The organism is Streptosporangium sp. G12, from assembly GCF_052983175.1.
On the sequence record NZ_JBRIQO010000012.1, the window covers coordinates 71,608 to 90,909 of the forward strand.

General features: G+C 72.2%; 19 protein-coding genes. 5 read left to right on the forward strand and 14 right to left on the reverse strand.

Annotated elements, in window-relative coordinates:
* Window positions 1-104: 104 nt before the first annotated feature.
* Entirely contained in the window at window positions 105-2,321 is a 2,217-nt protein-coding gene (locus tag ACVCAG_RS19395) for a hydantoinase/oxoprolinase family protein (RefSeq protein ID WP_447190102.1), read from the reverse strand.
* Between the two features lie 173 nt (window positions 2,322-2,494).
* The gene (locus ACVCAG_RS19400; RefSeq protein WP_362680870.1) at window positions 2,495-2,941 is read right to left on the reverse strand and encodes a hypothetical protein; all 447 of its coding nucleotides are present in this window, start codon (window positions 2,939-2,941) and stop codon (window positions 2,495-2,497) included.
* Window positions 2,942-3,244: 303 nt separating this feature from the next.
* Here ACVCAG_RS19400 and ACVCAG_RS19405 point away from each other — a divergent pair, with 303 nt between their 5' ends.
* Both ACVCAG_RS19405 and ACVCAG_RS19410 read left to right on the forward strand, forming a co-directional pair.
* A complete protein-coding gene (locus ACVCAG_RS19405) occupies window positions 3,245-3,883 on the forward strand; it encodes a hypothetical protein (protein WP_440084707.1) in 639 nt (212 codons plus the stop codon).
* A 259-nt stretch (window positions 3,884-4,142) separates the two neighbouring features.
* A complete protein-coding gene (locus tag ACVCAG_RS19410) occupies window positions 4,143-4,775 on the forward strand; it encodes a thymidine kinase (protein ID WP_440084708.1) in 633 nt (210 codons plus the stop codon).
* Between the two features lie 42 nt (window positions 4,776-4,817).
* On the opposite strand, the gene ACVCAG_RS19415 is transcribed toward ACVCAG_RS19410, so the two are convergent.
* From ACVCAG_RS19415 to ACVCAG_RS19430, 4 genes are all read right to left on the reverse strand, one after another.
* Entirely contained in the window at window positions 4,818-5,516 is a 699-nt protein-coding gene (locus ACVCAG_RS19415) for a DsbA family protein (RefSeq protein WP_440084709.1), read from the reverse strand.
* Between the two features lie 471 nt (window positions 5,517-5,987).
* On the reverse strand, window positions 5,988-6,449 hold the full coding sequence (locus ACVCAG_RS19420) for an ATP-binding protein (RefSeq protein WP_440084710.1): 462 nt from the start codon (window positions 6,447-6,449) through the stop codon (window positions 5,988-5,990).
* Window positions 6,446-6,640 (reverse strand): DUF5999 family protein, encoded by a 195-nt coding sequence (locus ACVCAG_RS19425; RefSeq protein ID WP_440084711.1) that lies wholly within the window; start codon window positions 6,638-6,640, stop codon window positions 6,446-6,448. The genes ACVCAG_RS19420 and ACVCAG_RS19425 overlap by 4 nt, the downstream gene beginning before the upstream one ends.
* 480 nt (window positions 6,641-7,120) lie before the next feature.
* Complete coding sequence (locus ACVCAG_RS19430) at window positions 7,121-7,810, reverse strand: MarR family winged helix-turn-helix transcriptional regulator (protein ID WP_447190103.1); 690 nt, start codon at window positions 7,808-7,810, stop codon at window positions 7,121-7,123.
* A gap of 58 nt (window positions 7,811-7,868) precedes the next feature.
* Between ACVCAG_RS19430 and ACVCAG_RS19435 the strand changes: the two genes are divergently transcribed.
* Window positions 7,869-8,318, forward strand: coding sequence for a nuclear transport factor 2 family protein (locus ACVCAG_RS19435; protein WP_440084713.1), 450 nt, complete (start codon window positions 7,869-7,871; stop codon window positions 8,316-8,318).
* 156 nt (window positions 8,319-8,474) lie between these two features.
* On the opposite strand, the gene ACVCAG_RS19440 is transcribed toward ACVCAG_RS19435, so the two are convergent.
* Window positions 8,475-9,479 carry a LysR family transcriptional regulator gene (locus ACVCAG_RS19440; protein ID WP_447190104.1) on the reverse strand — a complete coding sequence of 335 codons (1,005 nt, stop codon included), beginning with the start codon at window positions 9,477-9,479 and terminating at the stop codon, window positions 8,475-8,477.
* Window positions 9,480-9,609: 130 nt separating this feature from the next.
* Here ACVCAG_RS19440 and ACVCAG_RS19445 point away from each other — a divergent pair, with 130 nt between their 5' ends.
* Window positions 9,610-10,491, forward strand: coding sequence for a serine hydrolase (locus ACVCAG_RS19445; RefSeq protein WP_440084715.1), 882 nt, complete (start codon window positions 9,610-9,612; stop codon window positions 10,489-10,491).
* A gap of 217 nt (window positions 10,492-10,708) precedes the next feature.
* Window positions 10,709-11,695, forward strand: a complete 987-nt coding sequence (locus tag ACVCAG_RS19450; RefSeq protein WP_440084716.1) for an MBL fold metallo-hydrolase — start codon at window positions 10,709-10,711, stop codon at window positions 11,693-11,695.
* 72 nt (window positions 11,696-11,767) lie between these two features.
* Here the strand turns inward: ACVCAG_RS19450 and ACVCAG_RS19455 are convergent, their stop codons facing one another.
* From ACVCAG_RS19455 to ACVCAG_RS19485, 7 genes are all read right to left on the reverse strand, one after another.
* The gene (locus tag ACVCAG_RS19455; RefSeq protein WP_440084717.1) at window positions 11,768-12,667 is read right to left on the reverse strand and encodes a hypothetical protein; all 900 of its coding nucleotides are present in this window, start codon (window positions 12,665-12,667) and stop codon (window positions 11,768-11,770) included.
* A gap of 25 nt (window positions 12,668-12,692) precedes the next feature.
* Entirely contained in the window at window positions 12,693-13,022 is a 330-nt protein-coding gene (mnhG, locus tag ACVCAG_RS19460) for a monovalent cation/H(+) antiporter subunit G (protein ID WP_447190105.1), read from the reverse strand.
* Window positions 13,019-13,279, reverse strand: a complete 261-nt coding sequence (locus ACVCAG_RS19465) for a monovalent cation/H+ antiporter complex subunit F (RefSeq protein WP_440084719.1) — start codon at window positions 13,277-13,279, stop codon at window positions 13,019-13,021. Before ACVCAG_RS19465 ends, mnhG begins: the two co-directional genes overlap by 4 nt.
* A 109-nt stretch (window positions 13,280-13,388) precedes the next feature.
* Window positions 13,389-13,931, reverse strand: a complete 543-nt coding sequence (locus ACVCAG_RS19470; protein ID WP_440084720.1) for a Na+/H+ antiporter subunit E — start codon at window positions 13,929-13,931, stop codon at window positions 13,389-13,391.
* 14 nt (window positions 13,932-13,945) lie between these two features.
* Window positions 13,946-15,589: a Na+/H+ antiporter subunit D gene (locus tag ACVCAG_RS19475; RefSeq protein ID WP_440084721.1), complete on the reverse strand. Its 1,644-nt coding sequence runs from the start codon at window positions 15,587-15,589 to the stop codon at window positions 13,946-13,948.
* Window positions 15,590-15,653: 64 nt separating this feature from the next.
* Entirely contained in the window at window positions 15,654-16,475 is an 822-nt protein-coding gene (locus ACVCAG_RS19480) for a Na(+)/H(+) antiporter subunit C (RefSeq protein ID WP_440084722.1), read from the reverse strand.
* The gene (locus ACVCAG_RS19485) at window positions 16,472-19,267 is read right to left on the reverse strand and encodes a Na+/H+ antiporter subunit A (RefSeq protein WP_440084723.1); all 2,796 of its coding nucleotides are present in this window, start codon (window positions 19,265-19,267) and stop codon (window positions 16,472-16,474) included. Before ACVCAG_RS19485 ends, ACVCAG_RS19480 begins: the two co-directional genes overlap by 4 nt.
* Between the last annotated feature and the right edge of the window lie 35 nt (window positions 19,268-19,302).

The window sequence follows — 19,302 nt, forward strand, 5'->3', positions numbered from 1 at the left end:
CGGGTTCGCTCCGTGCTCATCCGTCGCTCACCGCTCCTCGCCCACTCCGCGGGCCGCTCGTCCCTCGCGGACCACTCCGCTCACTGCGTCGGGTTCGCTCCGCGTCATGCACGGCGTACCTCCAGGTTTCCGAACTCGTCCATGGTCGCGGTGAAGCCGGGGTGGAGCGGCAGCGTGGAGCCGTACTCCTCGATGACCGCCGGGCCGGTGACCTGCGCTCCGGCGGTCAGGTCGGAACGGCGGTGGATGGGGGTGGCGCCCCACTCGTCGTAGAAGACCTCGCGGAAGGCGGCCGGCTCGGGCCGCGGGTCGCCGTGCGGCCTGTGCCCGATGACGGGCCGGGTGATCGGGCCGATGCCGGAGACACGGAGGTTGACCCACTCGACGCCGTGCCGGGGGTCGTCGCGGTATCCGTACCCGTAGAGCTTGCGGTGCTCGGTGTGGAAGCGGTCCAGCACCTCGGCCCGCCAGTCCTCGTCCAGCGGGCCGGACGGCGCGGGCACCCTGACCTCGTAGGCCTGGCCGTAGTAGCGCAGGTCGGCGCTGCGCGCGTAGACGTGCGCGCCGGCGGCGAAACCCTCGCGGTCCAGGGCCGCGGCGGCCTGCCCCTCCAGGTCGCCGAAGATCTCCCCTGCGGCCTCCAGGGAGAGGTCACGGGTGACGAAGGTGCGCACGTAGTCGTTCTTGACGTCCACGGTGAGCAGCCCGAAGGCCGAGACGTTGCCCGGGTCGGGCGGCACGATCACCGACGGCAGGCCGAGGATGTCGATCAGGCGGCAGACCAGCAGCGGGCCCGAGCCGCCGAAGGCGACCATGGGGAAGTCGCGCACGTCCAGGCCGCGTTTGACGGTGATCTGGCGGATGGCGTTCGACTGGTTGAACGCGCTGATCTCCAGGATGCCCGCCGCGGTCCGTTCCGGGGACAGCCCGATCTTGCCCGCGAGCGCCTCGATCCCCTCGCGGGCGGCGTCGGCGTCGAGCGGGATCTCCCCGCCGAGCAGGTGCGGGGGGACCCGGCCGAGGAAGACGTGCGCGTCGGTGACGGTGACCTCGGTACCGCCCCGGCCGTAGCAGAGGGGGCCGGGGTCGGCCCCGGCCGATCTGGGCCCGACCTTCGGCGTGCCCTCGGGGGAGATCCACGCGACGGAGCCGCCGCCCGCGCCGACGGTCACGATGTCGATCATCGGGATCTTGCAGGGGTAACGGCCGATGCTGCCCTCGGTGGTCAGGGACGGCTCCCCGTCGACGACCACCGCGACGTCGGTCGAGGTGCCGCCGCCGTCCAGGGTGATCACCGAGGGGTGCCCGGCGGTGGCGGCGATCAGCGCGGCGCCGAGCGCGCCCGCGGCCGGTCCCGAGAGCACGGTGGTGATCGGCTGGTGTACGACCTCGGCCGCGGACAGCACACCGCCGTTGCTCTTCATCACGGAGAACGGCATGCCGCTCCCCCTCCCGGCACTCCCCGCACGCGCGACCCCCGCCGCGGACGACGCCGCCGCCACACCCACGACACCCTTCCGGTACGTCCGGTCGCTCGCGTCCCCCGCGCCCTCCGCGTACGCCCGGCCGTCCACGTCCCCCGCGCGGCTCGCCGCCTCCAGGCGTTCGGCCAGGTTGGCGATGTAGCGGCGCATGGTCGGTTTGACGGCGGCGTCGACCAGGGTGGTGACCGACCGCTCGTACTCGCGGTACTCGCGCAGCACGTCGCACGAGATCGAGACGACGGCGTCCGGGTGCTCCCGTTCGAGGACCTCCCGCATGCGCAGCTCGTGGGCGGGGTTGGCGTACGAGTGCAGGAAGCACACGCCGATCGCGGTGATGCCGCGGTCGCGGAACCAGCGGGCCGCCGCGACGGCCTGCTCCTCGTCGAACGGCCGCACCTCGGCACCGGTGTGGTCCAGGCGCCCGCCGACGGTCCTGACCCGGTGCACCGGGACGATGCGGGGCGGCTTCACCCAGAAGTAGGAGTTGCCGTAGCCGTCCGGCACGCTCTGGCGGGCGATCTCCAGGATGAACTCGAAGCCCTCGGTGGTGACGAAGCCCAGGTCGGCGATGCGGTCTTCGAGGAGCTGGTTCGTGGCGACCGTGGTGCCGTGCACGACGGCCGACACCGCCTCCATGCCCGCGTCGCCCAGGTCGCCCGCGTCCTCCGCACCGGCCGCCTTCCGCAGGACTTTCCGTACCCCCTCCATGAACCCGTCGGCCGGGTTGGCGGGGGTGGAGGGAGTCTTGGTCGTGGTGATCTCACCGGTCTGCTCGTCCACCGCGACCACGTCGGTGAACGTGCCTCCGGTGTCGACCCCGATACGGACGCTGCGCATGCCCCCGTGTCTACCCAGTCCCGGCGAGTCCGCAAATCGGCGGACCCTGCCGAAGCTGTGCCCGGTCCTTGGGCAGTGTTGGCGGGAAACGACCTCGAACGACCTCGAACGACCTCGCCGGAAACGGTCCCGCCGCCTCCCGGTCACGGACCGGGAGGCGGCGGGAGCGGTCCCTAGCGGCGGCGGGGACCCATGGTGGTGTTGATCACCGCGTCGGCGTCGTGCGCGTGGATCTTGGCGGCGAGGCGGATGGCCATCTCGTTCGTACGGCGCAGTTCGGCCTCGACGCGGTCCTTGCCGGACTGGCCGACCTGCACGCCGAAGTAGGCACCGATGATCGCGCCCGAGACCCCGACGAGCCCGGCGAACGGCGCGGCCGTGTCACCCTCGCGCAGCGCGATCACCACGAAGCCGATCAGGATGACCACGAGTCCCATGACCACGACGTAGAACCCGTACCGCCAGCGAGCCGCCTCGGCCTGGGCGGCGACGGCCTCGTCCTCGGTCATCATCGCCGCGAGCGCCGCGGGCATCTCCGTGGTCTCCGCGCCGGAGGGACCGGGGGTCACGACGGCGGGGGTCTTGCCGAGGGGTGGAGCGGAGTTGTTGGTGGTCGTCACAGATTCTCCCACTTTTCGATAGACCAAAAGGAATCTCCCACGGTTTTCACCGCCAGGCCAAGTCAGGTCACGCCCGGGCCTGCCGACGGGGGATCACCCCCTTCTACCAGCGCATCTTCCACCCAAACGCCCTCATATACCCCACAGCTCACTACGAGGTGTAGATCGTTATCTTTCAGGCGGGTGCACGAGCGCGAGCCGTCCACGAAACATGAAGATCACGATCCACGCTCGGCGCGGTAAAAGAGGACTCGGATGAGATAGAAGACATTCACCACTCTCATCCGGTTTTCAGAGGTATCTGTGACGAAGCTTCTCCGGCTCCTCGTGGCCCCGCTGTCCGCCGCCGTCCTCCTTCTCAGCGTGTTCTCGACCCCCGCCCGGGCCGACACCGACCCCGTGCTCGCCGCGCGGTGGCAGATCGCGTGGGACACCTACCGGTTCTACGAGTGTCTGACCGCCCCCCTCCCGATAACGGGACGGAGCCAGGCCAAGCGCGACATCTCCATTGAGATCGACGCGCCGGTGCAGCACGTGTTCGACGCCTACTCGAACATCAACAACCACCTCGGCATGCACTCGTTCCTGAAGCGGGTCGTCACCCACGCGGACTGGACCGACGCCGGGACGCGCTACGTCAACTTCACGGCCGTGGAGGACATCCCGGTCGCCGGGTTGCCCGTCACCTCCAACACGCACGCGCAGCAGCGCATCCACCGTGACGAGCTCTACTACGAGACCGACACCTGGACGCTGCCGAACGTCGTCACGCACCAGAGGATCGTCTTCGAGGACCTGGGCGACGGGCGGACGCGCGTCACCGAGCACCTCACCTTCGAGGCGAGCATCCTGCTCATCGACTTCACCGTGACGAACGGCGTCTCCTCCCACGAGGCGACGCAGGCGGGTCTCAAGGCGGCGATCGAGAGCGGCGAGCTCTGAGCCGAACAGGCGAGCTCTGAGCCGACCCATCGGCCGAGGGGGCCTCGCCCGCGGGATCGGGCGAGGCCCCCTCGGTTCTCCCACCGTCTCTTCCCTCTCTCCCGTTCCCGGGTCTCGCCGGTTCCCGGCGGCGGGGCCGGAAGCGGTCCCGGCGGGCGCGGCGGGCGATCCCGTACGCTCCGACGCCTGGTGAGGGCGACGAACCGATCGCCAGGGGTGGAGATCGCGGAACGCGGCCGGAGTACTAGGCTGGCCCCCCGTGACCGAATTGTCTGCCCTTTCCGCCGTTCCCGCCGGTTCCCGGGACGGAGTGCTGCGCTTCTACTTCGGCCCGATGGACTGCGGCAAGTCCACGCTGGCCCTGCAGATGAACTACAACCACGGCCGCCAGGGCAGGCGTGGCCTGGTGCTCACCAAGCACGACCGCTCGGGCACCCCGCAGGTCACCAGCCGGATCGGCCTGGGCAGTGAGGCCGTCGAGGTCGTCGACGACCTCGACCTAGTGGCCCTGGTCCGCGCGCACGAGCCCATCGACTACGTCATCTGCGACGAGGCGTGCTTCTACACGGTCGCCCAGATCGAGCAGCTCGCCGATCTCACCGACGGTTACGGCATCGACGTCTACGCCTTCGGCCTGGCCTCGGACTTCCGCTCGCAGATGTTCCCCGCCACCCAGCGGCTGTTCGAGCTGGCCGACGAGATCAGCCGCCTGCAGGTCGAGGTCCTGTGCTGGTGCGGGCGCCCCGGGCGCCTGAACGCCCGGGTGGTCGGCGGCAGGATGGTCCGTACCGGCGAGCAGGTCGTCATCGGCGACACGGGCGCCGACCCGATCCGCTACCAGGTGCTCTGCCGTCGCCACTACCGCTCCGGAGAGCTCGGCCTGCCCGGCTGAGCCCCGCGCCGGGCGAGGGGGACACCCCGCCCGGCGCGGGTGTCAGACGGCGCAGTGGCCCTCGTCGTCACAGGCGTCGCCGCCGTTCGTGGCGGCCTTGACGGCCCTGGCGGCCGGCGACCGGCCGGTGCGCTCGGCGACCTCTTCGAGGGCGGCGAGCAGGGTGTCCTCGGGCTGGGCGCCGGAGACGGCGAACTGGCCCTCGAAGAGGAACAGCGGCACCGAGCTGACACCGATGGCGCGGGCCTGGGCCAGCTCCTCCTTCACCGCCGCCGCACCGTCCTCCCCGTCCAGATCGGCCTGTACGCCGAGCTCGCGGGCCAGTCCGGCGAGGACCTCGCGGGAGCCGACGTCGAGGCCGTCGGTGAAGTGGGCGCGGAAAAGGGCGTAGAGCGCTTCCTCACCCCTGCCCTGCTCTCCGGCGAGCCGGATGAGACGGTGCGCGTCGAAGGTGTTGGCCTGGATCGAGTGATCGAAGTCCAGCACCAGCCCGTCCTCGGCGGCGACTTCGGTGACCCTGCCGAACATCCGCGCGGCCTGCTCGGCCCCGCCGAACCTCGCCGCGGCCCACGTGAGCGTGGGCTCACCGTTGGACTTCGCGTCCGGCGCGAGCTGGAACGGCCTGAACTCGACCTCCACCTCACCGCCCTTGGCCCGGTAGCGCTCCACGGCGCGGGCGAAGCGGGTGTGGCCGATGTAGCACCATGGGCAGACGACGTCTGAGTAGATTTCAACCTTCACACCACGCTGCAACCGGCACCGGGATCCGCTGATTCCACGGACCGGCCCGCCGTTCGTGGACGCGGGACGGACAGGGACACGTGGCACCCCGGCGAGAGCCATATGAACGGCACCGACCGGCACCGACCGGAACGTCGGAGGCCGCGGGGATCGCGCTCGCCGCCGGGCGGGGTGTTCACGCCCGGCGTCCGGGGTCAGTACGGCAGCGGCCTTCCCGACGGGCTCCGCAGATCCAGTACGTCCCGGTCGCGGCGTCGTGAGCGCTTGCGGATTCGTGTCTGGCGCATCGCCGGGAACTCCTTTCCGGTGCGCGTACGGGCCTGACTTGCCGATTCCTGTGATGTGCCGCCGTCCGGGCGGCGCGGTCGGTCCATGTCGTCTACGTCCCCCGTATCCTCTCTGCCCTCGGTGAGGAGAGGCTTTCCTGTCGTGGTCGGCGAGCCGGGTCGCGGCAGGTTCCCTTCGACCTCCTCAGGCCGCGGTGCCGTTGAGACGCGGGTGGATGGCCAGCTCGAACCAGCTGACCTTTCCCAGGGACGTGCGTTCGCTGCCCCACCGGTCGGAGAGCAGATCGAGCAGATACAACCCGCGCCCTCCCTCGTCGTCCTCGTGGGCGTCGCGCACGTAGGGAAGGGCGGGATTGGCGTCGTCCACCTCGCAACGCAGCATTCCCTCCTGGTAGGAGACGGCGAGCCGGATCGGTCCCCACGCGTGGCGCAACGCGTTGGTGACGAGCTCGCTGACGAGCAGCCGGGCGATCTCGCCCTGCTCGCCGATCCCCCACTCGGCCAGTTGCCCGCAGATCAGCCGCCGGGCTCTGGGCACCGCGGCCGGGATGGGCGGGAGTGGCCAGGACGCCCTTCTGGCAGAGGGGCGCGGGAACGAGACGGCGACCGCGCAGATGGTGAGGGCGAGGGCGAGGGACGGTCTCATGCCGCCCTCCCGCAGGGAGTGCGATGGGCGGGAACGACACGCCCGTCCGGCAGGATTTCCCCGGTGTCCTCGAAGACCACCACACCGTTGCAGAGCAGCCCCCATCCCTGCTCAGGGTGAGAGACCACGAGACGAGCCGCCTCATGATCGAGGGCGTCCGCGGACGGACAGGTGGGCAGGTGCTGACACACGGTCCTACTCCGATCTTGATTGGCTGCGGAGGGGAACCTCGCGGAACCCCGAGCGGACGATCGTCCTCACCGGCTCGCCTCCGGCCCGTCGACGACGGGACCGGTTTTCCTTGCCGAACGCGATGGATTCGACTCGCTTCCGCCGCCGGCGACGACCCTTCACGCGCGCCCGCGCCTGCGTATGCCCCAGCGCGACCGGTGGCGAACGGTTCCGGTGATGGCCGGAAATCCGTCGTCGGCGACCACATTCACCCGTTCGATGACCTGTACGTGACGCGGGATCTTCTGCCAGGCTCCCCCGGACGAACGCGGTGTTGATTTGTAGCCACTTATATGTGTTTTTATCTGTGTTTACACCCGTATATGTTGAACGTCGATAGGGCCAGGGTCTTGTCCTGGTAGAGCATTTTTTGCGGCATGGGTTCTTGCCGCATCAGGCAAAGCGGGCGGATGGCGAGGAGGCTCCCGGGGGAGTCCTGATCACTCCCGGCGTGGCGCGGTGGCGTCGGCGGCAAAACGGACGAGGAGCGAGGCGAAGGTCTCGCGGTCCTCGGCGGGCCAGTGCGCGGTGAAGGCGTCGAACGTGTCGTTCTGCCAGCGGCGGGCGGCCGCGAGGAGTTCACGGCCGGACGCGGTCAGCTCCAGGTCGGCGTGGCGGGCGTCGCGTTCCATCGTGCCGCGCCGTACCAGCCCCGCGGCGACCGCGTCGGCGACCATGCGGCTGGCCACGGAGCGGTCCACCCCGAGGGCGTCGGCGACGGCCCGCACGCCGGTACGCCCACCGCCCCCGCCCGTCACACCGGCCTCCCCGAACCCTCCGGACCCTCCGACGCAGCCGCTCTCGCCACCTTCACCCCTCCCGCCGATGATGTCGACGACCACGACCCGCGAGACGTGCCCGCCCTCGGCGTCGTCACCGGCGACCCGCTGGGGCCAGCGCCGCGACCAGTAACGGACCAGCGCGAACAGCGCGGGCCCCGCCTGCCCGCCGGCGGGGAGGCGACTTTCGGAAAGGGCGGGGGCCACCGCCGAGCCAGAGGACGCACCGGGCACGAGAGGCGTCGCGGGGTCGGCCGCGGAGCCGGACCCGGGATCGGCCGTGGGGCCGGTGCCGGGACCGGCCCCGGCACCGGACTCCGGGTCGTGCGCCTGGTCACCGATGGTCCGCATGGGCGCAGCATCGCACTCGCCCTTGATGTGTGCAAATCACACATGTAATGTGTGCAAAATGCACGCACTTGATGGCAGCGCTCCCGATACCGAACGGGTGAACGAAGCGATCTCCCTGGTCACGCGATTCGAGGAGGCGGTCAACCGGCGGGCGGTGGCCGAGGCGGCGGGGATGGCCGCCGAGGATGTCGCGATCACCGGGCCGCGCGGCACCGCTCACGGGGTGGACGTACTGCGCCGGTGGGTCGCGGACTCGGGCATCCGGCTCACCTCGCGGCGCCTCTTCGTCCGGCTCCCCCACCTGGTGGCCGAGCAGACGGCCCGCTGGCACGACCCCGGCACCGGGGCTCTCGGCGACGCGACGACCGTGGCGACCCTGTTCACCGTACGGGACTCGAAGATCGCCGGTATCGCCCGCTACGACAGCGGCCTCACGGCGGCGCTCCTCGCCGCCGGACTGGCCGAGATCGACGAGGTCACCGTTCCAGGTCCCCTGCGGGCGGTCTAGGGGAAGGCCGAACGCGACCGGCGGCGGGGATCACAGGGCGCGGACGACGGGCCTGGGGCTCCATCGGGTGTGGACGAGAACCGGGGGCGCCACCCCCGCGCGCCGCTCAACCGCGACGCGACGGGAGGATCCCCGGCCTGCAGACCGGGGAGGACGTCAAGGGGCGTAGACGACGGACCAGGGGCGGGGGGCGGGCGGCGGGGACGTCCCGGGTGCCGCCCGCGGTGTCCCGGCGGTGACGTCCTGGGCGAGGATCCCGGCCGCCAGGGCGGCGAACCCGGCGGCCGCGGGGTGGGCCGACCGCTCCGGCCAGGCGACACAGATCCCCCTCAGGAGAGGGGCACCGGCCAGGGGGCGCCAGGCCAGCCGAGGCTCCCTGCGGGCCATCGCCTCCTGCTCGAACGCCACCCCGTGCCCCGCCAGCACGAGCCCCAGCAGGAACTCCGGGTTGCGGGCGTGCTGAAGGCGTACGGGCGAGAAACCCCCCGCGCGACAGACATCGAGCATGCGGTCGTACCACGCGGGGGAGGTCTCGCGCGGAAAGACGACGAGGTCGTGCCCGGCGAGGTCGGCCAGCTCGATCTCCCACGGCCGTGACCCCGGCCCCGGCCGCGGTCGCGGCCGTGCCAGCGCCAGGGGGGACGTGCGGGGCAGCACCACGCCCAGCGGGATCTCCACGACGGGCCCGGACCGCAGGCCGGGAACGTCGACGGGGTGGTGCACGAGGCCCGCGTCGAGCTGGGCGGAGGTCAGACGGCGCAGCTGTTCCGGAATGGTGAGCTCGTGGAGCTCCAACCGTAGCCCCGGAGTCTCCTCGGCGACGTGCCGCAGCAGGGCGTGCAGCGTCACGGCCGGGATCTCCGGGGGTACCCCGATCCGGAGGGTTCCCAGCTCGCCGTCGCCGGCCTGGCGCATCATCGCCCGCAGGCGCTCCTCACCGGCCAGGAACCGCCCGGCCTCCTCGACGAGGAGCCGTCCCGCCATCGTGAGCTCGATCTGCCGGCGCGAGCGGTCGAACAGCTCGGCACCGAGTTCGCGCTCCAGCCTCTGGATCGACTGGCTGAGCGGCGGCTGCGCGATGCCCAGTACCTCCGCGGCGCGGCCGAAGTGCAGTTCTTCGGCGACGACGATGAAATGCCGCAGATGCCGGGAAAGGTCCACGGCGTCACGATAGGCGATCGTCCGCGGACCCGCGGCACGTCACAGACCCGCGGCGCGCCGCGATCCGGTGGCACGGCATGATCCGGCGGCGCGTCACGACCCGGCGGCGGGGCTGGATAGCGTTGCGGGCATGTCGGCAGAGGAACGGATATCGGGAATCTTCGCGGCCGCCGGGGTGGAGGGGCACCTGCACGCGCTGGACGTCGCCGGGGGCCGCGAGATCGCCGTGCGCGCCGACGAACAGGTCGTGATCGCCTCGATCTTCAAGGTGCTCCTGGTCCTGGAGTTCGCCCGCCAGGCGGCGGCCGGCCAGCTCGACCCGGCCGAGCGCGTTCTCGTGACGGCGGAGGACAGGCTCGGCGGATGGGGGACCGCCGGATGCGCGGACGACGTGGAGATGTCGCTGCGCGATCTCGCCCACTTCGCCATGCAGGTCAGCGACAACACCGCCGCCGACCTGCTGATGCGGAGGATCGGCCTGGACACCGTGCGGATGCTCGCGGCGGAGCTGGGGCTGGCGCGCACGCGCGTGATCGGCGGGCCCAGGCAGGTGCTGGAGTCGATGCTCGCGGACGTGGGGGCGCGGGACGACGCCGAGTTCGCGCGGATCTTCCCGACGCTGCCCCCCGAGCGGGTACGGGCACTGCGGGTCCTCGATCCCGATCACACGACCTCCAGCACGGCGCGCGACATGACCCGGCTGCTCGGGCTGATCTGGCGGGACGAGGCCGGGCCGCCGGAGGCGTGCGCGGCCGTCCGCGACTACATGACACGGCAGGTCTTCTGGACGCGGATCGCCTCGGGCTTCCCCCCGGGAACGCGGGTGGCCGCCAAGACGGGGACGCTGCCCGGCCTGCACATGGAGGCCGGGGTCGTCGAGTATCCCTCCGGCGAGAGCTACGCGGTGGCGGCGTTCACCCGGACCGGGCAGCTGCCCACCCGGCGCATCGACGTCGACCTGGCGATCGGCCAGGCCGCGCGGACCGCCGTCGACGCGCTGCGGGCCGGGTGACCTCTCCCACTCGCCGGGCGGGTTCCGCCTTCTCGCACGCCGTCCGGGTCCCCTCCCCAGCTGCTCTGATACGCGTTCGCCTATCGGAGACGACGGTCGAGGATCTTGGACGTGGACGGCTCCGTGATGGTTGGGTCCTCAGCGGGCCGCACGCGGCCGGCGGTCGTCACCCGGATGACCGGTGACGACCGTGCGTTCATCCGCACCGAGGAGAGACATGTCCCGATTCGATCGAAGAGGTTTCCTGCGCACCGCGACGGCGACGGCGGGGGCGGCGCTGGCGGGGGCCGCGCTGGCACCGGCTGCCGGAGACCTCCTGTCCCCGTCCCCCACCAGGGCCGCGGCGGCGCGTCCGGGCGGGAAGAAGACCGCCGCGACGTTCCGCTGGCTCGGTACGTCGGGCTGGCGCGTGGACGTGGGGTCGTCGACGTTCCTCGTCGACCCGTACGTGACGCGGTTCGACACCGGCCTGGCGGCGGGCGCGTTCAAGCCCACCACCCGGCTCGAGGTCGACGCCGAGGCGGTCGGCGAGCACGCGGGCACGCCGAAGGTGGTGCTGGTGACGCACGCGCACTGGGACCACTTCAACGACGTCCCGCACATCGCGACGTCGACCGGGGCACGGGTGGTCGGCACCGCCACCGCGTGCAACCTGGCGCTGGCGTTCGACGTGAAGAGCAACCTGCTCAGCCCGGTGAAGGGCGGGGAGGTCCTGGACTTCGGCGACTACGTCGTGGAGGTGGTGGCGTCGCTGCACAGCCGCAACGCCGACTACTCCATGGTCTTCCCCGGGGTCCGGCTGACCCGGCCGGAGCGCAGGCCGGAGAACATCTCCGAGCTGCCCGAGGGCGACACCCTGGCGTTCCAGGTGAAGATCAAGGGTGGCCCGTCGGTTTTCTTCATGGGCGGCAGTGACTTCGTCGAGCGCAACCTCACCGGTCTCGCCCCGGACGTCGCGATGATCCCCACCACCTCCTCGTCGTCCACGTACGACTACGTGCCGCGCCTCCTGCGGGCCCTGGACATGCCCCGCGTGGTCGTCCCGGTGCACTGGGACAACTTCGAGGTGGCACTGCGGAACCCGCCGCAGGCCGACGAGAAGTCGAGGAAGAGCCTCGCCGGGTTCGTCGCGGCGGTGCGCGAGGTCAGCCCCGGGACGAAGGTCGTGATCCCGGACTATCTGACACCGCGCACCTTCGGCTGACGCCCGCCCTCCCGGTCCTTGCCAACGGCCCAGGCCCACGGGGCGCGCCGACGACCCGTGCTCACGGGGGCGCTAGGGAACGGAGGCGATCTCCTCGAGGCGGGCGGCCAGCTGCTCGGGCTCGCCGTCGACCAGGGCGGACACCCCGCGCCACCAGGCGAACCACTCGCCGCTGCGCCACATCCAGTCGATCCGTTCGATGGAGGCGACGACGTCGCCCTTGGCGCGCCACACCTCACCGGCCTGCTCGGTGGAGGCGCCGTGTCGCAACGCCCAGGCGTGCAGGGTCGCGGCGGCCTTGGCGTCGACCGGTTGCTCGTACGGGTCGGGGTGCTCGTCCAGCCGGTGGGGGCCGAGCCCGGCGGCGACGCCCCAGCTCCACTGGGCCTCGGCGGGACGGGAGTAGCGGAGGGAGTCGAAGTCGAGGTTGGAGCCCAGCTCGTCGTCGGGGCGGCGCAGGACCACCGCGTCGAGACGGCCGCCCGCGTCGAAGGAGACCACGACCCGCTGGCCGGGGTGCGCGTCCTTGGGCAGCTCGACCCGGTCCTCGGCCTGCCAGGAGTTGAGGTCGGTGACCGCGGCCGGACGACCCCAGGTCTCGTCGGCCGCGTCGTCGGCGATCCAGGCGGCGAGCATCTCCAGGACGGTCAGATCGGTCCACGGTTCGATCGCCGTGGAGGTCTGGAGCACCTCGTCGGGCGCGGGCAGCTTGCCGCCGCGCTCCTGCCGCCACCACTCCTTCCCGAGTTCGCGGGTGCCGACCAGCAGGCCGGCCAGCGCGGCGAGTTCGGTGGATCTGCGGGTGAGGGGGGCGCCGCGTGCGAGCTCGACGGAACGCGCGACGCGGTCGGCGCCCAGCGCCGCCTTCGCCTCGCTCAGCAGCAGGGCCGCGTCCGGCCGCTCCTCGCCCAGCAGATCACGGATCAGTCGTCTGGCCTCGGTCCTCGCGTCCTCCGCACGTGCATCACGCATACCGACACGGTACGCCGGGAGATCCTTAGGCGCGAGCGTCACCGGGCGGTACGGCCGTGCCGTCGTCCCGTGGCGACTCGGCGAGATGCGCCGCCCTTCCCACCATGTAGGCGGCCACCGCCACCGTCACCACCTGGTAGACGGCGATCAGCAGCAGCGTGCCGACGATCGTCCAGCGGGGGTGGCGCAGCCACATGGCGAGCAGGACGAGGTGGAGGCCGAGCACCTGGGGTTTGGTCGCCGCGTGCATGCGAGACAGGGTGCCGGGAAACCGGACCATCCCCACCCCGGCCGCGAACGCCAGTCCCGCCCCCAGCAGCAGGCACGCGCCGGCGGCCACATCCAGCGCGGTCACCGGGCACGTGCCGCGAAGAACCTCGCCAGCGAGACCGAGCCGACGAACCCCAGCAGGGACAGCACCAGCAGCACGGGCAGCGCCGAGTACTCCCGGTACGTCGCCGCCTCCGCACCGATCGCGCACATGACGACGGCGGTGAGCACGTCCAGCGCGACGGCCCGGTCCAGCATCGTGGGGCCGCGAACCAGGCGGTAGAGCGTCATCGCCGCCGCGGCGGCGAGCAGCACCAGAACGGTCAGGTATGTCACCGTCATCGCGCCTCTCCCTCACACGCCCCCGTCATCGTGGCCCCCTCACGGGTCACCGTCATCCCGGTTCCCCCGGACGCGTCATGGCCGTCACGCCCCTCCCGGCACGTCGCCGTCATCGCAGCTCCTCCCGGTCGGCGCGGGTGCCGAAGGCGGCCACGATGCGGCTCTCCAGCCGCGTCACGTCCTCGCGGGTGACCCGGGCGACGGTCTGCGCGTCACCCGGGATGCCGAGCACGTGGAGCACCAGCAGCCTCCGCCGGACGTTCGCCTCCAGCACCAGGCTGCCCGGCAGCGCCGACAACGCCACCGTCATCAGCACGGCCACCGTCTCCGACGAGGAGCGCAGCCAGACCTCGACGATCTGGACCGGGGGCGGCCCTCCCGGGCGCAGCGCCCAGAAGGCGACCCGGAGGCTGGAGGCCACCAGGTCCCCCGCGAAGCGGACGACGAACAGGAGGATCCCGACGGGGTGGAGCCGGATCCTGGAATCCTGGACCGGCAGCGGCAGCAGCCACACGACGATCAGCCCGGCCAGCAGGCCGCCGAGCACGTTGCCCACGCTGAGGTCTCCCCAGAGCGACAGCCAGACCGCGGTGAGCCAGGCCACCAGCGGCAGCGGTACGGGCCTGCCCAGCACCCGGGGCACCGGGATCATCGGGCCCGGCCCCCTCACCGCTCACCGCCGAGCACCGCGGAGACGTACGGCTCGCGGGCCAGCAGCTCGCCCGCGGTCCGCTCGGCCAGGGCGGACAGCGGCCCGGCCAGCACGGTGTACGACAGGGCCAGCACCACCAGCGCCGCCGTGGCGGCGAGCATCGGCGCCGGCATGGCGACGGCGGTGACGACGACCTCACCGGTGATGTCCCCGGCGCCCCCCGCCCCGCTCCCCCGGCTTCCCGCCTCTCCCGCCCCTTCCATGCCGGCCGCGCCGGGCTCGCCCTCCCCGCTCTCCCGCACGGCTCCCCCCTCCGCGGTCGTTTCCGGGGCCGGCGAGACCGGCGCCCCCCAGAAGGCCCTGTTCCAGGCCGTGGCCATCGCGTAGAGGGTGAGCAGGCTGGTCAGCAGCCCTCCCGCGACCAGGGCCAGGGCCATCGGACGGCCGTCCGCGACCCCCGCCTGGATCAACCCGAGCTTGCCCAGGAAGCCGGACATCGGCGGTATCCCCGCCAGGTTCATCGCGGGCACGAAGAAGAGCACCGCGATCGCGGGGGCCGTCCCCGCCAGGCCGCCGAGCCGGTTCAGGGAGGTGGTGCCGGTACGGCGCTCGATCAAGCCGGTCACCAGGAACAGGCTCGTCTGCACGGTGATGTGGTGGGCGACGTAGAAGACGGCGCCCGCCATGCCGGCGACGGTGAACAGCGCGACCCCGAACACCATGTAGCCGATGTGGCTGACCAGGGTGAAGGAGAGCATGCGCTTGATGTCGGTCTGCGCCACCGCCCCGAACACCCCGACCAGCATGGTCAGGAGCGCCGCCCACATCAGCAGGCCGCTCACCGGGCCGCCGGGGAACAGCAGCGCCTCCAGCCGGATGATCGAGTAGATGCCGACCTTGGTGAGCAGCCCCGCGAAGAGCGCCGTCGCGGGGGCGGGCGCGGTCGGGTACGAGTCGGGCAGCCACGCCGACATCGGGAAGATCGCGGCCTTGACCACGAAGACGAGCAGGAGCGTCAGCTCGACCAGCAGCCTGATGTGCTGGGGCAGCACCGCGAACCGCTCGGCCAGCTGCGCCATCGACACGGTGCCGGTCGCGGCGTACGCGACCGCGATCGCGACGAGGAACAGCAGCGACGACGCCAGTCCCACCACCGTGTAGGTGGCGCCCGCCCGGATGCGGGCCTCGGTCCCGCCGAAGGTCAGCAGCACGTACGAGCCGCCGAGCAGCATCTCGAACCCGACGAAGAGGTTGAACAGGTCACCCGAGAGGAAGGCGTCCGACACCCCGGCGACCATGATCAGATACGCCGGATGGAAGATCGACAGCGGGGCCCTGTGCTCCTGGTCGGCGCGGGACTGGGCCAGCGAGTAGACCATCACGCAGAGCGTCACCGCGGAGGAGACCACCAGCATCAGCGTGGAGAGCCTGTCGGCGACGAGCGCGATGCCGATCGGCGCGCCCCAGCCTCCGGCATGGGCCACCAGCGGCCCCTCCCGGTCGGCGGCCGGCAGCAGGAGCAGCGACACGAGCAGTACCACCGCGAGGGTGCCCACGCTGATGAGCGCCTGGAGCCGCACCAGCTTCCGGCCGATGGCCAGCTTGAGCCCGGCGGCCAGCAGCGGCAGCACCACGGGCACCGGGATCAGCGCCTCCACCGGCACTCTCTCCTCCCGTCCGTCACGGACCTCCCTCCCGCACCGCGCGGGACGCGATCCCGCATCAGTCCTCCCCCTCCAGGTCGGTGTCGTCCTGTGCCCTGGCCTGCCGCGCCCGGTCGGCGCGGATCGCGGCGCGCATCTGCCGGAGGGCGTCGCGACGGCGGGCGTGGAGCCGCCTGCGGATCTCGCGCTCCCGCGCGATCTGTTCCCGCTCCCTGCGGGCGAACTCGGCGCGTATCTCCCGGACGCGTTCCTGCCTTCCCTCCTTGGAGACGTCCTCCGCGCGCCGCGCCTCGGCGAACCGCTCGGCGAGCCGTTCGGCGGACAGTCCCTCGTCCTTGTGCTCCTGCAGCCAGTGGCCCAGGTCGACGTTCACGTCGAGGATCCGCTGTTCCAGTTCCGCGGTCTCCCTGCGCTCCCGCTCGTGGCGGGCCTCCTGCAGGCGGGCGAGCTCGGCGCGCTGCTCCCTGACCAGCCGCCGGTACGCCTCCCTGCGGTAGAGCACCTCCTGGCCGAGCTCGCCGCGCCTGGCCCGCAGCCGCACCCGGCGGTCCTCGGTGTCGTCCTGCACCTCGTCGGCACCGGTGAGCTGCCAGGACCGGTGGACCATGGCGAGCAGGAAGGCGGTGACGCCCAGCGTGATGACGATGGCGGTGAGCACCATGGCCTGCGGCAGCGGGTCGGCCATTCGCTCCGGGGCGGCCGTGCCCAGGAGCGGCGGCCTTCCCGGCGGCCCGCTCGCGGTGAGGATCAGCAGGTTCACCCCGTTGCCGAGCAGGATGACACCGGCCAGCAGCCGGACCAGGCTCCTCTCCAGCAGCAGCGTGACCCCGGTGGCCACGAGCGTGCCGGCCACCAGGAGGGGCAGCAGCGGGGCGGTCACCGGTCCTCTCCCTCGTCGATCCGCCGGTCCAGCTCGGCGCCCAGGCTGCGCAGGACGTCCTGCACCATGCCGATCACCGTGATGTAGACCCCGGCGTCGAACAGCAGCACGGTCGACAGGTGAAGGTCGCCGACGAGCGGGAGGCGCAGGCCGGCGGGGAGCATGTCCAGCGGTCCGGCGCCGGCCAGCATCCCCCAGAACGCGGTGACCGTGCACAGCAGGAGCCCCAGGCCGATCAGCACCCCGGCGGTGACCGGCGCGGCGGCGGCCAGCTCGTACCGGCCTCCGGCGAGATAGCGCATGACCAGCGCGAGCCCGGCCACCATGCCCCCGGCGAACCCGCCGCCCACCGCGCCGTGCCCGGTGAACAGCAGGAAGACCGAGACCACCATCACCGTGTGGAAGGTCAGCCTGGCCACGAGCTCGAAGATGACCGCCCGCTGCCCGGGAGGCAGGGTGGCCGTCAGCCAGTACGTCCCGGAGTCGTCGCCGGTCCTGCCCTGCGGGGCCCGCAGCGCGTACGACCGGCTGCGCAGGAAGACCAGGCCGGTCATGCCGAGGGTGAGGACGACGAGCACGGAGGTCTCCCCCATGGTGTCCCAGGCCCTGATGTCGACCAGGATCGCGCTGACGACGTTGGCGGCCCCGGCCTCCTTCGCGGCCGGGACCATCAGCGTGCCGACCGGCGTCGCCTGCCGCGCGTTCATCGCGAGCATCCCCGCCCCGGCCGCCACCGCGCCGCTCACGACGCCGAGGGTGAGTCGCGCGGTGAACGGCACCCGGGGCCGCTCCTCCCGGGGACCGAGGGGAAGCCTGCGGAGCACCAGCACGAACACGACCAGGCTCAGCGTCTCGACGAGAAACTGGGTCAGGGCCAGGTCGGGCGAGCCGTGGACGAGGAACAGCAGCGCCGTGCCGTACCCGGTCAGGCCCGCCACCAGCACCAGCACGATGTGCGAGCGCACCCTGAGCGCGACGGCGGCCGTGGCCATGAGGAGCACGCCGATGACGGGCTGCTCGACGCGTTCCCAGAGCACCACGTCCGGCCGCAGGTCGGGCGAGGGCCCGTACAGCAGCGAGAAGGCCGCGATCCCCGCCAGGGACACGAACGCGATCATGAGGTAGTCGGGCAGCGAACCGCGCTGGACGACACCGGTCAGCTGCAGGGAGAAGCGGCCCAGCCCGCGGACCAGCGCCCAGTAGACCCGGCCGGAGTCGACCACATGCAGTGCCGTCCCCGCCCTGGCCAGCGGTTCCCTGACCCAGAAGAGGAGCGCTCCCCCCGCCGGCGCGGCGGCCGACAGCAGCAGCGGTACCGGGGCGCCGCTCCACAGCGCGAGGTGGGTGCCGTGGCCGGGACCGGGGAAGGTGCCGGTGTAGCCCTCCATCGCCGCTCCGTACCGCCCGGCGAGCGGGGCGGCGGCGAGCCCGAGCACCGACAGCAGCGCGGGCGGCAGGAACGTCGCGGTGCCGGCGGGGCGCACCGGCACCGGTTCCCTGCCGGGTTCGCTCCCGAAGGCGCCCCACAGGAAACGCGCGCTGTAAGCGGCGGTGAGCGCGGAGCCGAGGACGACTCCCGCGAGGACCGCCGTGTCGGCGGGCCGCCCGGTCAGCAGCGACTCGAAGGCGGCCTCCTTGCCGACGAACCCCAGGAACGGCGGGATGCCCGCCATCGAGGCGGCGGCCCCGGCGGCGGTCGCGAACAGCCACGGCGCCGAGCGCCGCAGGCCGCTCAGCTCGCGCAGGTCACGGGTTCCCGTCGAGCGGTCGACGACACCGACGACCAGGAAGAGGGACGCCTTGAACAGCGCGTGCGCGAGCAGCATCCCGGCCCCGGCGATCGCGGTGTCGCGGGTGGCCGCCCCGAACAGCACGGTCAGGAATCCCAGCTGGCTCACCGTGCCGTAGGCGAGCAGCCTCTTGAGGTCGTACTCGCGCAGGGCCCGCCAGGCTCCGAGCAGCATGGTGAGCAGGCCCAGGGGCACGGCCGTCCAGCGCCACACGGCGAGGTCCCCGAAGGCCGGGCCCAGGCGGGCGATCAGGTAGACCCCCGCCTTCACCATCGCCGCGGCGTGCAGGTAGGCCGAGACCGGCGTCGGCGCGGCCATCGCGGCCGGCAGCCACATGCTGAACGGGAAGATCGCAGACTTCGACAGCGCGCCGACCAGGATCAGCACCACCGCCACCGCCACCGGGACCGGGCCGCCGGACGGCGGGTCCGTGACGATCCGCGAGATGCGGTACGTCCCCGCGGCCTCGCCGAGCACGACCATGCCGCCCAGCATCGCCAGCCCGCCGAACGCGGTGACGGTCAGCGCCTGCATCGCGGCCCTGCGGCCGGCCCTGCTCGCGGGGTCGTGGCCGATCAGCAGGTAGGAGAAGACGGTGGTCAGCTCCCAGAACACGTACAGCAGCAGGAGGTCGTCGGCGACCACCAGGCCGAGCATCGCCCCGGCGAAGGCCACGAGCGCCCCGGCGAACCGGCCGAGCCCCTCGGCGGTGACGGCGAAGTAGCGCGAGCAGTACAGCACGACCAGCGCGCCCACGCCGGTGACCAGCGCCATCATCAGCGCGGCCGGCGCGTCGGCGCGGAAGGACAGTCCCAGGCCGAGGGCGGGTGCCCAGTCATGGTGCGACTCGACCGGGACGCCGGTCAGGGCGATCCGGACCGTGTAGGCGAACCCGCAGGCGGGCGGTACGGCGAGCGGGAAGAACGCGTCCCGGCCGAAGCGGCGCACCAGTGCCGGGGCGAGTACCGCCGCCACGGCGTGCAGGATCAGCAGCGGCTCCATGTCCCCCCGGGCACCCGTCGTGGCCGACGTATCCC

Bases quoted from the DNA above. Each gene is read 5' to 3' on its own strand.
- ACVCAG_RS19465 (WP_440084719.1), bottom strand. From the start codon at position 13,279: ATGACGGTGACATACCTGACCGTTCTGGTGCTGCTCGCCGCCGCGGCG.
- ACVCAG_RS19430 (WP_447190103.1), bottom strand. From the start codon at position 7,810: ATGCGGACCATCGGTGACCAGGCGCACGACCCGGAGTCCGGTGCCGGG.
- ACVCAG_RS19470 (WP_440084720.1), bottom strand. From the start codon at position 13,931: ATGATCCCGGTGCCCCGGGTGCTGGGCAGGCCCGTACCGCTGCCGCTG.
- ACVCAG_RS19420 (WP_440084710.1), bottom strand. From the start codon at position 6,449: ATGAGACCGTCCCTCGCCCTCGCCCTCACCATCTGCGCGGTCGCCGTC.
- ACVCAG_RS19435 (WP_440084713.1), top strand. From the start codon at position 7,869: ATGCACGCACTTGATGGCAGCGCTCCCGATACCGAACGGGTGAACGAA.
- ACVCAG_RS19450 (WP_440084716.1), top strand. From the start codon at position 10,709: ATGTCCCGATTCGATCGAAGAGGTTTCCTGCGCACCGCGACGGCGACG.
- ACVCAG_RS19485 (WP_440084723.1), bottom strand. From the start codon at position 19,267: ATGGAGCCGCTGCTGATCCTGCACGCCGTGGCGGCGGTACTCGCCCCG.
- ACVCAG_RS19445 (WP_440084715.1), top strand. From the start codon at position 9,610: ATGTCGGCAGAGGAACGGATATCGGGAATCTTCGCGGCCGCCGGGGTG.
- ACVCAG_RS19395 (WP_447190102.1), bottom strand. From the start codon at position 2,321: ATGCGCAGCGTCCGTATCGGGGTCGACACCGGAGGCACGTTCACCGAC.
- ACVCAG_RS19455 (WP_440084717.1), bottom strand. From the start codon at position 12,667: ATGCGTGATGCACGTGCGGAGGACGCGAGGACCGAGGCCAGACGACTG.